Here is a 13001-nt window from a genome sequence, read left to right as displayed (position 1 = left end):
CTGGATTCCTTATCACTGACCCAGGGTCAGTACTTTCTGCATCATGTTCTTGGCGGTGTTCATCAGCTCGGCGTTGGTCTGGAACGCGCGGCTGGCGGAGATCATGTCAGCCATCTCCTCGACCACATTGACGTTCGGGTAGTAGACGTAACCGTCCTTGTTCGCCGCCGGATGGTTGGGCTCGTAGCGTGCTTCGAGGTTGCTCTGGTCTTCGATGATGCCCTTGACCTGCACACCCTGCCCTGCCTCACCCTGATCTTCGAACAGCGACTGGCTGCCGCCGGCTTGCGCATTCTGGAAGGTGGTGGCAAACACCGGGTGCCGCGCGCGGTAGGTCTGGTCGATGCTCGACGAAACGGTCTCGGCGTTGGCGATGTTGGAAGCAACGGTGTTGAGGCGGGTGTTCTGCGCACTCATGCCGCTACCGGCAATGTTGAAAACACTGGACAGGGACATGGTCATTCTCCGCGCAGGGCCGATACCAGCCCTTTGAATTTACTGTTGAGCAGGGTAAAGCTGGCCTGGAAGCCAATGGCGTTTTCCGTGTAGTTCGATTGCTCGATCTGGGCGTCCACGGTGTTCTGGTCGATCGACGGCTGCGTCGGCGTGCGGTACTGCAGCGTGTCGTCGGCCATTGCCAGGCCTTCGGCCTCGATGTGGCGGCTGTTGGTACGGTCCATGGCAAAGCGGCCACCGCTCTGCTGCTTCTGGCTTTCGGCGGCGAGCACCGAAGAGAAGTCCATGTCACGCGCCTTGTAATTGGGCGTGTCAGCGTTGGCGATGTTGTTGGCCAGCACTTCGGCGCGCTGGGCGCGGAAGCCCAGGGCCTTTTCATGGATGCCAAGCGCCTTGTCGAAACTGATGCTCATGTCGGGGAAACCTTCGAAGGTTGACCGGAATATCGTTGGCCAAGCTATAGCAAGGGCTGTGCCAATGTTTTGAAAGGCCGGAAACATTGGGCTGGAGCAGGGATGGCTGATGGCGCGATGCCAGAAAAGCGGCAAAAGGCTTCCGCCTGGAGAAGGGAAAGCGGCAATTGCCGGGCGGCAAAAGCGGCAAAACAAAAAATTGACGTCAAGCGGCGTGAGTGGCGACGGGGTGCAAAAGGCCTGCTTTTAGAGTGCGGGTTTCTTGAGATCGAACGCCGCGCTGGCGGCGCTCGATGTCAGGCTTCCCAAAACAGCCCGCAGCCCATCACTTGGCCTGGTAAATGATTCCCGGGCTGCACTGCACCATCTGGTAATGGTCCGGCAAACCATTGAGCGCCTCGGACGCCCCCAGGAAAAGATACCCACCCGGCTTCAGGGTGCTGTGAATACGCAGCAAGATGTCTTTCTTCACCTGTGCCGAGAAATAGATCAACACATTCCGGCAAAACACGATGTCGAACTTGCCCAGCGCGGCATAGCTGTCGAGCAGGTTGAACGAGCGGAACTCGACCCGGCTGCGAATGGCCGGTTTCACCGCCCAGCGCCCTGGCCCCTTGGTGTCGAAGTAGCGCTGCAAGCGCTCCTGGGACAGGCCACGGGCGATCGCCAGGCTGTCGTACTCGCCGGTCTTGCAGTTGTTCAGCATCGAACCGGACAGGTCGGTGGCAACGATCTGCGCACCCATCTTCAACTGGCCCAGGTTGGCGCGCTCGAACTCATCGATGGCCATCGAAATGGAGTACGGCTCCTGGCCCGACGAGCAGGCCGCCGACCACATGCGCAGGCGCTGGCCGGGGTTGTTCTTGATGAACTCGGGAATGACCTTGTTCTTCAGCACTTCGAATGGGTAGGTATCGCGAAACCACAAGGTTTCGTTGGTGGTCATCGCATCCACCACCTGCTCGCGCAAGCCGCCACGTGGCTGGGCCTGGATGCGCTGCACCAGCTCACCCAGGCTCTTGATGCCCTGCTGCTCCATCAGCTTGTTCAGTCGGCTGGAGACCAGGTACTGCTTGTTCTCACCCAGCAGGATGCCACAGGCTTTCTCCAGGAATACCCGGAACTGTTCGAAATCCAAATTACCCGTAGACACTACTGCGGCCTCTTTTCAATCACAGGTACCGGGAGTCGCCTCCCGGCTACTTCAATGCGTTGCCTTGATCCGGTCGACCACGCGCTGGGCCAGGTCGTCCGGCTTGAACTTGGCCAGGAAGTCATCGGCACCGACCTTCTTGACCATCGCCTGGTTGAACACCCCGGACAACGAAGTATGCAGGCAGATATGCAGTTTTTGCATGCGCGGGTCACTGCGGATCTCGGCCGTCAGCGTATAGCCGTCCATCTCTGGCATCTCGATGTCCGAAATCATCATCAGGAACTCTTCTTCCGGCCGCTTGCCCTCGTCCACCAGCTTGCGCAGGTAGTCCAGAGCCTGGCGCCCATCATTGAGCGCCACCACCTCGACACCGACCGTCTGCAGGCAGCGGCTGACCTGCTTGCGCGCCACCGACGAATCATCGACGGTCAGCACACGCAGCAGTACGGCCTTGTCCTGCGTCTCGGCATCGACCACACCGGCTGACACCGACTCGGACGACGGCGCCACCTCGGCCAGCACCTTTTCCACGTCGATGATTTCAACCATGCGGTTGTCCACCCGGGTGACCGCAGTCAGGTAGTGATCGCGGCCGGTGCCCTTGGGTGGCGGGTGGATCTCTTCCCAGTTCATGTTGACGATGCGCTCCACCGAGTGCACCAGAAAACCCTGGGTCTTGGTGTTGTACTCGGTGATGATCACGAAGCTGTTGCGAGTCTCTTCCTTCAGCCCGGGCAAACCGGTGGCCATCGACAGGTCGAGAATCGGAATGGTCGCCCCACGAATGTTGGCCACACCACGCACCACCGGGTGGGACTTGGGCAGCACGGTCAGCTCAGGGCATTGCAGCACCTCGCGGACCTTGAACACGTTGATGCCGTAAAGCTGCGCGCCATTGAGGCGGAACAGCAGCAACTCCAGGCGATTCTGCCCAACCAGCTGTGTGCGCTGGTTGACTGAATCCATAACCCCCGCCATGCCTGACTCCTTTTTCTTTCTGCCATTTCGTAGCCACTCCTACAGCGAGTCGGCACGGGCTTTGCTTTTTTGAGCGTCATGTACACGAAAACGACAATTTTCCGACGACTGACGCACCTGCTGAGCGGCTCGCTGGCTGCGCTGTGCCTGCTGGCACCCGGCGCTCGCACGCTGGCGGACGCGGTTACCTTGCCTGAACAGCTTATCGGTGTCACCCAAGGGTTTCTTGAATTCACCGTAGAGGATTACCTGGCCACGACCCAGACAGCAGGCCGCTACGAAATACAGGTCAACTCGCTCGACCCGCGCCTGCGCATGCCCCTGTGCAGCCAGCAACTGGACGCCTCGCTGGAAAGCCCGGCGCAGCCACTGGGGCGTGTAACGATACGTGTAGCCTGCAACGGCGCCGCGCCGTGGACCGTCTTCGTACCGGCAACAGTGCGGCTGTTCCGCGATGTGGTGGTGGTTACCCGCCCGCTGAAGCGCCAGAATATCGTTGGCGAAGGTGACGTGGCCCTGCGCGAACGTGACGTTGGCACCCTCACCCAAGGCTTTCTCACCGACCTCGACCAGGCGGTCGGCATGAAGATGCTGCGCCCGACGGTGATCGACCAGGTGCTGACCCCGCAGCACCTGGAGCAGGCCGAAGTGATACGCAAGGGCGATCATGTGGTGATCATCGCCCGCAGCGGCAGCCTCGCCGTACGTATGCCCGGCGAGGCCCTCAGCAAGGGCGGCCAGGGCGAACAGATCCGGGTGCGCAACCTGAATTCGCAGCGGGTAGTGAAGGCCCGGGTCACGGCCCCCGGCCAAGTGGAGGTCGCCATGTAGATTGGGCTGGCGGTGTGCAACCGCTTTTCCTAAACTGTGTCAGAACGGGTTCGCGGGCTTGCCGACAGGCGGCTAAGCATTTGTGCCTAAAGTTTCTTTCGGGATGGCCGAAAACATGGCAAGCGTCCAAATACCCAGGGGTTTCTGATCATGGTCATCGACTTCAGTCGTTTGAATAACTCTCCGTCCATCACGGGCGGCGTTCGCGGCAATGCCGCGCCCGGCAACGCCGACAAGTCCGGCGAAACCACCGCGCCGAAAAGCGCAAGCGCCAGCGGAGAAGCGGTACACCTCAGCCAAGAGGCCCAGCAGTTGCAAAAGGTCAGCGACAAGCTGCGCGACCAGCCCGTTGTCGACAATGCCCGCGTGGCACAGTTGAAACAGGCGATCGCAGATGGCAGCTACCAGGTCGATGCCGGCCGGGTCGCCAGCAAACTGCTCGATTTCGAAGCCCAGCGCTGACCGTTCGGCGCGCTGACTTCACGGACGCTTGAAAAGCCAAGAGTTAGCCATGCACGACATCACATTGCTGCAACTGATCGAAGACGACATCGCCCCTACCCAGGAGCTGCTCGACCTGCTTGAGCAGGAGGCAGTCGCCCTGCACGGGCGCGATATGGCGCCGCTGGAGGGCATCCTGGCCCGCAAGCAATCGCTGATCGTTCTGCTCGAGCAGCAAGGCATCCGCCGCCATAACCTGCTCACCAGCCTCGGCCTCAGCGCCGACCGCGCCGGGGTGCAGGCCGTCGCTGCGCAGTCGCCGAACGGTGAAGTCATCATGCAACAACTCAACGTGCTGACCGAATTGATGGAAACCTGTCAGAAGGTCAACGAGACCAATGGCAGGATCGTTCAGGTACAACAGCACGTCACAGCCAACCAGATCAGAATCCTCATGGGCGGCGACTCTCCGTCGCTCTACGACAGCCGTGGCGCCACCTCGCCATTGGCCAAGCCCCGGGCGCTCAGCCAAGTGTGATTAGTTCTATCAAGGCACGGAACATACTGGCAAAATGCCGTTACTTGCGTGTGTCGTTTTTGCCTGGAGATTGATAACCCGTGTTCAATGAGACCGATGCTCCGCAGCCGCCAAAGGTGCTGAACACTCCTTTGGAGATTGCGGCCAACCTGCGCCAGTTGATGGAGAGCCATGATCCTTTGATCATCACCTTCCATGAGCGCAGCCAGCGCTTTCAGAGCTACGTGGTTCATGTGGACCGTGACAGCAATACCTTGGCGCTGGACGAGATGATCCCGCGCGATGGCGAAAAATTCATCGAGAACGGCGAGCCGTTCCGCGTCGAAGGTTTCCACGACGGCGTACGCATTGCGTGGGAGTGCAACCACGAACTGAGGATCACCGAGGTCGATGGCCACCGCTCATACCGCGGTGCCCTGCCGGACGAGATGACCTACCACCAGCGCCGCAATGCATTTCGCGCCGCGCTGAAGCTGTCGCAGCTGGTCGATGTGATTCTCGACGGCACCCACCTCAAGGGCAATGGCGCCTTGCGCGGCAAGCTGCTGGACATCTCCGCCACGGGCTGCAAACTGCGCTTTGAAGGCAATGTCGAGGAGCGCCTGCAACTGGGCCAGGTTTACGAGCGCTTCAAGGCCAGCAGCCCGCTGGGGCTGGTGGACACCATGGTCGAGCTGCGCCACCTGCATTACGAAGAGCGGATCAACACCACCTTTGCCGGCGTGCGTTTCCATAACCTCAATGGGCAGGCGCAGCGCAAGATAGAGAGCTTCGTATACCAGTTGCAGCGCGAAGCGCGGCGGTTCGATAAAGACGATTATTGATCGCCTGCCGAACGCGCAAACGCCACCTCAAGACTAATGCCAGGCTTTCAAGCGATTTAGCGCCGCTTTGCGGCCCATCGCCGGCAAGCCGGCTCCCACAGGTCTGCGCAGCTCTTGAAGTCTGCGCTGTACCTGTAGGAGCCGGCTTGCCGGCGATGGGCTGCGCAGCAGCCCTAATAAAGCTAATTTTTTTGTGCCTACCCCGGCCCCGCCTCAAACCGGCTTGCTAACCTCGCCCGGGTCAGCCGGTTCGGCCTTCTCTTCCGCCTCGGTATCTTCAGCCGCCACCGGCGCCTGCATCACCTCCTGCACGGTCTGTTCATCCACACGCGGGTCGAGCGCCGCCGACAACGGCGAACCCGCCGCCGGCATGGCCACGTGCCCCAGCGGCGCATCCTGTACCTGGTGCAGCCCGGTGACCGCCTTCGGGCGAATCCGCCACACCAGCACCAGCGCGAAGAACACGAAGAAGGCATACAGCATCTGTGCGCCCAGCACCTTCATCAGCACCCCCGCCGCCAGCGGCCCGATGCACGCCCCCACGCCGTAGGTGACCAGCAGCATGGCGGTCAAGGAGACACGCCGCTCGCTTTCCACGTGGTCATTGGAAAAAGCGACAGCCAGGGGATAAAGGCAGAACTGCAGCAGCGAAATCAGAAAGCCGATACCGAACAGCAACTCCAGTGGCACATTGGGCAGGATCGCCAGCGGCGCCGCCGCCAGCGCCAGGCCCACAGCCACGCTGCGGATCAGCACGGCCCGGTCATAACGGTCGGACAACCAGCCCAACGGCCACTGCACCAGCAGCCCGGCAAAGATGCAGCTACCCATGAACAAGCCGATCTGTTCGGTAGAAAGCCCCTGGCTGGACGCATACAGCGGCGCCAGGCCGTAGAAGGAGCCGACGATCAAACCCGAACCGAGCACGGTGCTCAGCGACTGCGGCACGCGCTTGATGAAGAATTTAGGCTCCATCGGTGCCGGGCGCAGCGGCGCCGGGTGAATGCGCCGGGTCATCGCCACCGGCACCAGGCACAGGGCGAAGCACATCGCGACCAGCATCAACAGCTCAGGGCCAAGCTCGGGGTGCACCACCAGAATCAGCTGACCGAGCACCAGCCCCAGGTAGGAGGCAATCATGTAGCCGCCGAACACCGCGCCGCGGTGCTTGGCGTCGGCCTGCTCGTTGAGCCAGCTTTCGATGACCATGTACTGGCACATCATGCCCAGGCCAACGAGCATCCGCAGCCCGACCCAGGCCGGTAGCCAGTTGGTCATGCCATGGCCCAGCACTGCCGCGCAGACGATTCCGGCGCAGGTGGTATAGGCCCGGATGTGCCCTACCCGGCCGATCAGTCGGTGGCCAACCTTGCCGCCAACAGCCAGGCCGAAATAGTTGGCCGCCATCAAGGCACCGACCCACAGGCTGTCGACATGATCGGCCGCCAGGCGCAGTGCCAGGTAAGTACTGAGCAGACCCGAGCCGATAAGCATCATCAAGGCAGCGAAATACAACGACTGAAACGGCTTCCAGATGTTTCGCATACGTCCCGTCGGGCTCCCTGGTCAGGTGGCGTTGGCTTGCTGGCAAGCATAAAAGCAAATCAGCCGCGGCGCAGTCCCCTGCCTGCGAAATAGCAGAACAGGGGCGCGCGCAGTAGCGTTCGTGTCGCGCTCAGGCTTGTGCCGCCAACACTCGCCGCTCCCACGGCGTGATCTCGTTGTAGAAATCAGTCAACTCGAGCGTCTTGGTGGCAGCGTAACCTTCGATGAACTCAGCCCCGAACAGTTCCCGGGCCAAGGCGCTGCGCTTGAGACGCTCCAGCGCCGCATGCGGGGTGCATGGCAGGCTCAGGTGCTCAGGCACCTCGAACTCACCCTGGATGGCCGGTGCAGGCTCCAGGCGCTGCTCGATGCCGTGCAGGCCGGCTGCCAGGCTGGCGGCAATGGCCAGGTAGGGGTTTGCATCTGCACCCGGCAGGCGGTTCTCGACCCGCCGCGCTACGGGGGCGCTGGCCGGAATACGCAGCCCCGCAGCGCGGTTGTCCTCCGACCAACAGGCATTGTTCGGCGACGCATACGGATGGCACAGCCGCTGGTACGAGTTGACATTGGGCGCGAACAGCGCGGTGAAATCGGCCATGCACGCCTGCAGGCCGCCTATGAAATGATGGAAGGTCTGGCTCGGCCGCCCCTGGTCATCGCTGAACACGTTTCGCCCCGTGGCGATCTCCACCAGGCTCTGATGAATATGCATCGAGCTGCCCGGCGTATGCGCCAGGGGCTTGGCCATGCACACCACTGTCAGGCCATGCTTGAGCGCGACTTCCTTGAGCAGGTGCTTGAACAGGAAGGTCTGGTCGGCCAGCAACAAGGGGTCACCGTGCAGCAGGTTGATTTCGAACTGGCTGACGCCCATTTCATGCATGAAGGTGTCGCGCGGCAGGCCCAGCGCCGCCATGCACTGATAAACCTCCTGAAAGAACGGCCGCAGGCCGTTGTTGGAACTGACACTGAATGCCGAGTGGCCGAGCTCGCGGCGGCCATCCTTGCCCAACGGCGGCAAAAATGGCTGTACAGGGTCACTGTTGGGCGCAAAGACGAAGAACTCCAGCTCGGTTGCAACGACCGGCGCCAGGCCCAAAGCGGCGTAGCGGGCGATCACCGCTTTGAGCAGCCCGCGGGTGGACAGCCCTGACGGCCGGCCATCGAGCTCATTGGCATCGCAGATCGCCAGCGCCAGGCCCTCCTCGCTCCAGGGCAAGCGGTGGATCTGCGCAGGCTCCGCCACCAGGGCCAGATCGCCATCGTCGCTGCCGTAGTATTTCGCTGGCGGGTAGCCCCCCATGATGCATTGCAACAAGACGCCACGTGCCATTTGCAGGCGCCTGCCTTCGAGGAAGCCTTCGGCAGTCATGACCTTGCCACGAGGGACACCGTTAAGGTCGGGAGTGACACATTCGATCTGGTCGATGCCCTGGAGGTGCTCGGCGAGCGAGCGCGGGGCTGCGGTGGTCATGACGCTTGTCCTTGTTGTTATGGGCTGGCAACAACATAGGCTGGGGGTGTTTAAAATATCAAGCACCTGCATCCGCAACGATGCAGTTCTTGCCCCCTCACTCGCGCAGGGTCATGCCATTGGACGGCAATGGCAGCGCCGTTTTATACCGCACCTGCTTCAAGGCAAAGCTCGACCGTATGTTCGCCACCCCCGGCAGCCGCGTCAGGTAATCGAGAAACCGCTCCAGCGCCTGGATGCTCGGCAACAGCACCCGTAACAAATAATCGGGGTCGCCGGTCATCAGGTAGCACTCCATCACCTCCGGCCGCTCGGCGATTTCTTCCTCGAAGCGGTGCAGCGCCTGCTCTACCTGCTTCTCCAGGCTGACATGGATGAACACGTTGACATCCAGCCCCAGCACCTCTGGCGACAGCAAGGTCACCTGCTGGCGGATCACGCCAAGCTCTTCCATGGCCTTGACCCGGTTGAAACAGGGCGTGGGCGACAGGTTCACCGACCGCGCAAGTTCTGCGTTGGTGATGCGGGCGTTGTCCTGAAGGCTGTTGAGAATGCCGATATCGGTACGATCGAGTTTGCGCATGAGACAAAATCACCGGTTTTTTGTGTTTATGCGGAATGTTTATCTGCGCCGCTCGCTAAAGGCAATCAACTTGAGAGAAAAATTCTCCCGGCGTGTCACTACTATGTAATTGACGCTGACCTGCCAGTCACAAGCCGGTGATCAGCGGCGGCCGCTTCAGAGCTCACAAAAACAACATCCGAGCGAGCGTAAAAAGCATGAACGAGTACGCCCCCCTGCGTTTGCATGTGCCCGAGCCTACCGGCCGGCCAGGCTGCCAGACCGATTTTTCCTACCTGCGCCTGAACGACGCGGGTCAAGTCCGTAAACCGCCCATCGATGTCGATGCTGCCGACACCGCCGACCTGTCCAACAGCCTGGTCCGCGTGCTCGACGAGCACGGCGATGCGCTTGGCCCGTGGGCCGAAGACATCGATCCGCAGCTGCTGCGCCAAGGCATGCGCGCCATGCTCAAGACGCGGATATTCGACAGCCGCATGGTGGTCGCCCAGCGCCAGAAGAAGATGTCCTTCTACATGCAGAGCCTGGGCGAAGAAGCTATCGGCAGCGCCCAGGCGCTGGCGCTGAACCGCACCGACATGTGCTTCCCCACCTACCGCCAGCAGAGCATCCTGATGGCCCGCGACGTGTCGCTGGTGGAAATGATCTGCCAGCTGTTGTCCAACGAACGCGACCCGCTCAAAGGTCGCCAACTGCCGATCATGTATTCGGTGCGCGAAGCCGGCTTCTTCACCATCAGCGGCAACCTGGCGACGCAGTTCGTACAGGCGGTCGGCTGGGCCATGGCCTCGGCGATCAAGGGCGATACCAAAATCGCCTCGGCCTGGATCGGCGACGGCGCCACGGCCGAGTCGGACTTCCACACCGCGCTGACCTTCGCCCACGTATACCGCGCCCCGGTGATCCTCAACGTGGTCAACAACCAGTGGGCGATCTCCACCTTCCAGGCCATCGCCGGCGGCGAATCGACCACCTTCGCCGGCCGTGGCGTGGGTTGCGGTATCGCCTCCCTGCGTGTGGACGGCAACGATTTCGTCGCTGTATATGCCGCCTCGCGCTGGGCCGCCGAACGCGCCCGCCGTGGCCTGGGCCCGTGCCTGATCGAGTGGGTCACCTACCGCGCCGGCCCGCACTCAACCTCCGACGACCCATCCAAATACCGCCCTGCCGACGACTGGAGCCACTTCCCGCTGGGCGACCCGATCGCCCGCCTGAAGCAGCACCTGATCAAGATCGGCCACTGGTCCGAGGAAGAACACCAGGCCGTCACCGCCGAGTTCGAAGCGGCCGTCATCGCCGCGCAAAAGGAAGCCGAACAATACGGCACCCTGGCCAACGGCCACATCCCGAGTGCAGCCTCGATGTTCGAGGACGTGTACAAGGAAATGCCCGACCACCTGCGCCGTCAGCGCCAGGAACTGGGGGTTTGAGATGAACGACCACAACAACAGCATCAAACCGGAAACCGCCATGGCCACCGCTACCATGACCATGATCCAGGCCCTGCGCTCGGCCATGGACGTCATGCTTGAGCGCGACGACAACGTGGTGATCTACGGCCAGGACGTGGGTTACTTCGGCGGCGTGTTCCGCTGCACCGAGGGCCTGCAGACCAAGTACGGCAAGTCGCGCGTGTTCGACGCGCCGATCTCCGAGAGCGGTATCGTCGGCACCGCCGTGGGCATGGGTGCCTATGGCCTGCGGCCGGTGGTGGAAATCCAGTTCGCCGATTACTTCTACCCCGCCTCCGACCAGATCGTCTCGGAAATGGCGCGCCTGCGCTATCGCTCGGCCGGCGAATTCATCTCGCCACTGACCCTGCGCATGCCTTGCGGTGGCGGCATCTACGGTGGCCAGACCCACAGCCAGAGCCCCGAAGCGATGTTCACTCAGGTGTGCGGCCTGCGCACGGTGATGCCCTCCAACCCGTACGACGCCAAAGGCCTGCTGATCGCCTCGATCGAATGCGATGACCCGGTGATCTTCCTGGAGCCCAAGCGCTTGTACAACGGCCCGTTCGACGGCCACCACGACCGCCCGGTGACGCCGTGGTCCAAGCACCCGCAAAGTGCCGTGCCAGACGGTTACTACACCGTGCCGCTGGACAAAGCGGCCATCACCCGCCCAGGCAACGACGTCACCGTATTGACCTACGGCACCACCGTCTACGTGGCCCAGGTGGCCGCCGAGGAAACCGGTGTGGATGCCGAAGTGATTGACCTGCGCAGCCTCTGGCCGCTGGACCTGGACACCATCGTCGCGTCGGTGAAAAAGACCGGCCGCTGCGTGGTGGTGCATGAAGCCACCCGTACCTGCGGCTTCGGCGCCGAACTGGTAGCGCTGGTGCAGGAGCATTGCTTCCATCACCTCGAAGCGCCCATCGAGCGCGTCACCGGTTGGGACACGCCCTACCCTCACGCACAGGAATGGGCGTATTTCCCAGGCCCTTCGCGGGTAGGCGCGGCATTGAAACGGGTCATGGAGGTCTGAATGGGCACGCACGTCATCAAGATGCCGGACATTGGCGAAGGCATCGCGCAAGTCGAACTGGTCGAATGGTTCGTCAAGGTCGGCGATGTAATCGCCGAAGACCAGGTGGTGGCCGATGTCATGACTGACAAGGCCACCGTGGAAATCCCTTCGCCGGTCAGCGGCAAGGTGCTGGCCCTGGGCGGCCAGCCGGGTGAAGTGATGGCGGTCGGCAGCGAGCTGATCCGCATCGAAGTGGAAGGCAGCGGCAACCATGTGGATGTGCCGCAGGCCAAACCGGTAGAAGCCCCGGCAGCCCCAGCAGCCGCCAAGGCAGAACCGCGTGTCGAAGCGCAACCGGTAGCCAGCCCGGCTGTCTCGGCGCACACCGCCGCGCCGATCGTGGCGCGCCAGGCCGACGAAAAACCTCTGGCCTCGCCTGCCGTGCGCAAGCGCGCCCTGGATGCCGGCATCGAACTGCGTTACGTGCATGGCAGCGGCCCGGCCGGGCGCATCCTGCACGAAGACCTGGATGCATTCATCAGCAAGCCGCAGAGCCCTGCGGGCCAGGCGCCAGGAGGCTACGCGAAACGCACCGACAGCGAACAGGTGCAAGTGATCGGCCTGCGCCGCAAGATCGCCCAGCGCATGCAGGATGCCAAGCGCCGTGTGGCGCACTTCAGTTATGTCGAGGAAATCGACGTCACCGCACTCGAAGCCCTGCGCCAAGAGCTCAACAGCAAGTACGGCGACAGCCGCGGCAAGCTGACCCTGCTGCCATTCCTGGTCCGCGCCCTGGTCGTGGCACTGCGCGACTTCCCGCAGATCAACGCGACCTACGACGACGAAGCCCAGGTCATCACCCGCCATGGTGCGGTGCATGTGGGGGTCGCCACACAGGGCGACAACGGGCTGATGGTACCGGTGCTGCGCCACGCCGAAGCGGGCAGCCTGTGGGGCAACGCCGGCGAGATTTCCCGGCTGGCGAGCGCCGCACGCAACAACAAGGCCAGCCGCAAGGAACTGTCCGGCTCCACCATCACCCTGACCAGCCTGGGCGCCTTGGGTGGCATCGTCAGCACACCGGTGGTCAACACACCGGAAGTGGCGATCGTCGGGGTCAACCGTATCGTCGAGCGGCCGATGGTGATCGATGGCCAGATCGTTATTCGCAAGATGATGAACCTGTCCAGCTCGTTCGACCACCGTGTGGTCGATGGCATGGATGCCGCGCTGTTCATCCAGGCTGTACGTGGCCTGCTTGAACAACCCGCCTGCCTGTTCGTGGAGTGA

General features: G+C 62.2%; 15 protein-coding genes. 8 read left to right on the top strand and 7 right to left on the bottom strand.

What is annotated here, in order from left to right; all coding sequences use genetic code 11:
* Nucleotides 1–12 precede the first annotated feature (12 nt).
* Together flgC and flgB are read right to left on the bottom strand one after the other, a co-directional pair.
* On the bottom strand, nucleotides 13–456 hold the full coding sequence (gene flgC / locus IWW33_RS18670; protein ID WP_012315561.1) for a flagellar basal body rod protein FlgC: 444 nt from the start codon (nucleotides 454–456) through the stop codon (nucleotides 13–15).
* Nucleotides 457–458: 2 nt separating this feature from the next.
* Nucleotides 459–869 (bottom strand): flagellar basal body rod protein FlgB, encoded by a 411-nt coding sequence (gene flgB, locus IWW33_RS18665; protein ID WP_012315562.1) that lies wholly within the window; start codon nucleotides 867–869, stop codon nucleotides 459–461.
* A 102-nt stretch (nucleotides 870–971) separates the two neighbouring features.
* On the opposite strand from flgB, the gene IWW33_RS18660 reads away from it, so the two are divergent.
* Nucleotides 972–1214, top strand: coding sequence for a hypothetical protein (locus IWW33_RS18660; RefSeq protein WP_147405220.1), 243 nt, complete (start codon nucleotides 972–974; stop codon nucleotides 1212–1214).
* On the opposite strand, the gene cheR is transcribed toward IWW33_RS18660, so the two are convergent.
* Together cheR and IWW33_RS18650 are read right to left on the bottom strand one after the other, a co-directional pair.
* Complete coding sequence (cheR, locus tag IWW33_RS18655) at nucleotides 1195–2022, bottom strand: protein-glutamate O-methyltransferase CheR (RefSeq protein WP_115274170.1); 828 nt, start codon at nucleotides 2020–2022, stop codon at nucleotides 1195–1197. The two genes, IWW33_RS18660 and cheR, sit on opposite strands and share 20 nt — an antisense overlap.
* A 51-nt stretch (nucleotides 2023–2073) precedes the next feature.
* Nucleotides 2074–3003, bottom strand: coding sequence for a chemotaxis protein CheV (locus IWW33_RS18650; RefSeq protein WP_039601392.1), 930 nt, complete (start codon nucleotides 3001–3003; stop codon nucleotides 2074–2076).
* Between the two features lie 78 nt (nucleotides 3004–3081).
* Between IWW33_RS18650 and flgA the strand changes: the two genes are divergently transcribed.
* The 4 genes from flgA (at nucleotide 3082) to IWW33_RS18630 (ending at nucleotide 5637) form a co-directional block, all read left to right on the top strand.
* Nucleotides 3082–3834, top strand: coding sequence for a flagellar basal body P-ring formation chaperone FlgA (flgA, locus tag IWW33_RS18645; RefSeq protein ID WP_046785379.1), 753 nt, complete (start codon nucleotides 3082–3084; stop codon nucleotides 3832–3834).
* A 150-nt stretch (nucleotides 3835–3984) separates the two neighbouring features.
* On the top strand, nucleotides 3985–4296 hold the full coding sequence (flgM, locus tag IWW33_RS18640; RefSeq protein WP_046785380.1) for a flagellar biosynthesis anti-sigma factor FlgM: 312 nt from the start codon (nucleotides 3985–3987) through the stop codon (nucleotides 4294–4296).
* Nucleotides 4297–4345: 49 nt separating this feature from the next.
* Nucleotides 4346–4813, top strand: coding sequence for a flagellar protein FlgN (locus IWW33_RS18635; protein ID WP_119687565.1), 468 nt, complete (start codon nucleotides 4346–4348; stop codon nucleotides 4811–4813).
* 80 nt (nucleotides 4814–4893) lie between these two features.
* Nucleotides 4894–5637, top strand: coding sequence for a flagellar brake protein (locus tag IWW33_RS18630; RefSeq protein ID WP_115274168.1), 744 nt, complete (start codon nucleotides 4894–4896; stop codon nucleotides 5635–5637).
* A gap of 213 nt (nucleotides 5638–5850) precedes the next feature.
* Here IWW33_RS18630 and IWW33_RS18625 read toward each other — a convergent pair whose 3' ends face one another.
* From IWW33_RS18625 to bkdR, 3 genes are all read right to left on the bottom strand, one after another.
* Nucleotides 5851–7182 (bottom strand): MFS transporter, encoded by a 1332-nt coding sequence (locus IWW33_RS18625; protein WP_046785382.1) that lies wholly within the window; start codon nucleotides 7180–7182, stop codon nucleotides 5851–5853.
* A 130-nt stretch (nucleotides 7183–7312) separates the two neighbouring features.
* Nucleotides 7313–8554, bottom strand: a complete 1242-nt coding sequence (locus IWW33_RS18620; RefSeq protein ID WP_174142121.1) for a glutamine synthetase family protein — start codon at nucleotides 8552–8554, stop codon at nucleotides 7313–7315.
* Nucleotides 8555–8753: 199 nt separating this feature from the next.
* Nucleotides 8754–9239 (bottom strand): Bkd operon transcriptional regulator BkdR, encoded by a 486-nt coding sequence (gene bkdR / locus IWW33_RS18615; protein WP_012315571.1) that lies wholly within the window; start codon nucleotides 9237–9239, stop codon nucleotides 8754–8756.
* Nucleotides 9240–9436: 197 nt separating this feature from the next.
* On the opposite strand from bkdR, the gene IWW33_RS18610 reads away from it, so the two are divergent.
* From IWW33_RS18610 to IWW33_RS18600, 3 genes are read left to right on the top strand one after another with little or no spacing between them, the layout of a single operon-like run.
* Nucleotides 9437–10669 (top strand): 3-methyl-2-oxobutanoate dehydrogenase (2-methylpropanoyl-transferring) subunit alpha, encoded by a 1233-nt coding sequence (locus IWW33_RS18610; RefSeq protein WP_012315572.1) that lies wholly within the window; start codon nucleotides 9437–9439, stop codon nucleotides 10667–10669.
* 1 nt (nucleotide 10670) lies between these two features.
* Complete coding sequence (locus IWW33_RS18605; RefSeq protein WP_174142104.1) at nucleotides 10671–11729, top strand: alpha-ketoacid dehydrogenase subunit beta; 1059 nt, start codon at nucleotides 10671–10673, stop codon at nucleotides 11727–11729.
* Complete coding sequence (locus tag IWW33_RS18600) at nucleotides 11730–13001, top strand: dihydrolipoamide acetyltransferase family protein (protein ID WP_174142105.1); 1272 nt, start codon at nucleotides 11730–11732, stop codon at nucleotides 12999–13001. It begins immediately after the preceding gene.

Origin of the sequence: Pseudomonas sp. M2 (assembly GCF_015751845.1) — a bacterium.
In the GTDB taxonomy this organism is placed as follows: Bacteria; Pseudomonadota; Gammaproteobacteria; order Pseudomonadales; family Pseudomonadaceae; genus Aquipseudomonas; species Aquipseudomonas putida_E.
This window is presented reverse-complemented; position numbering and strand designations above follow the sequence as displayed.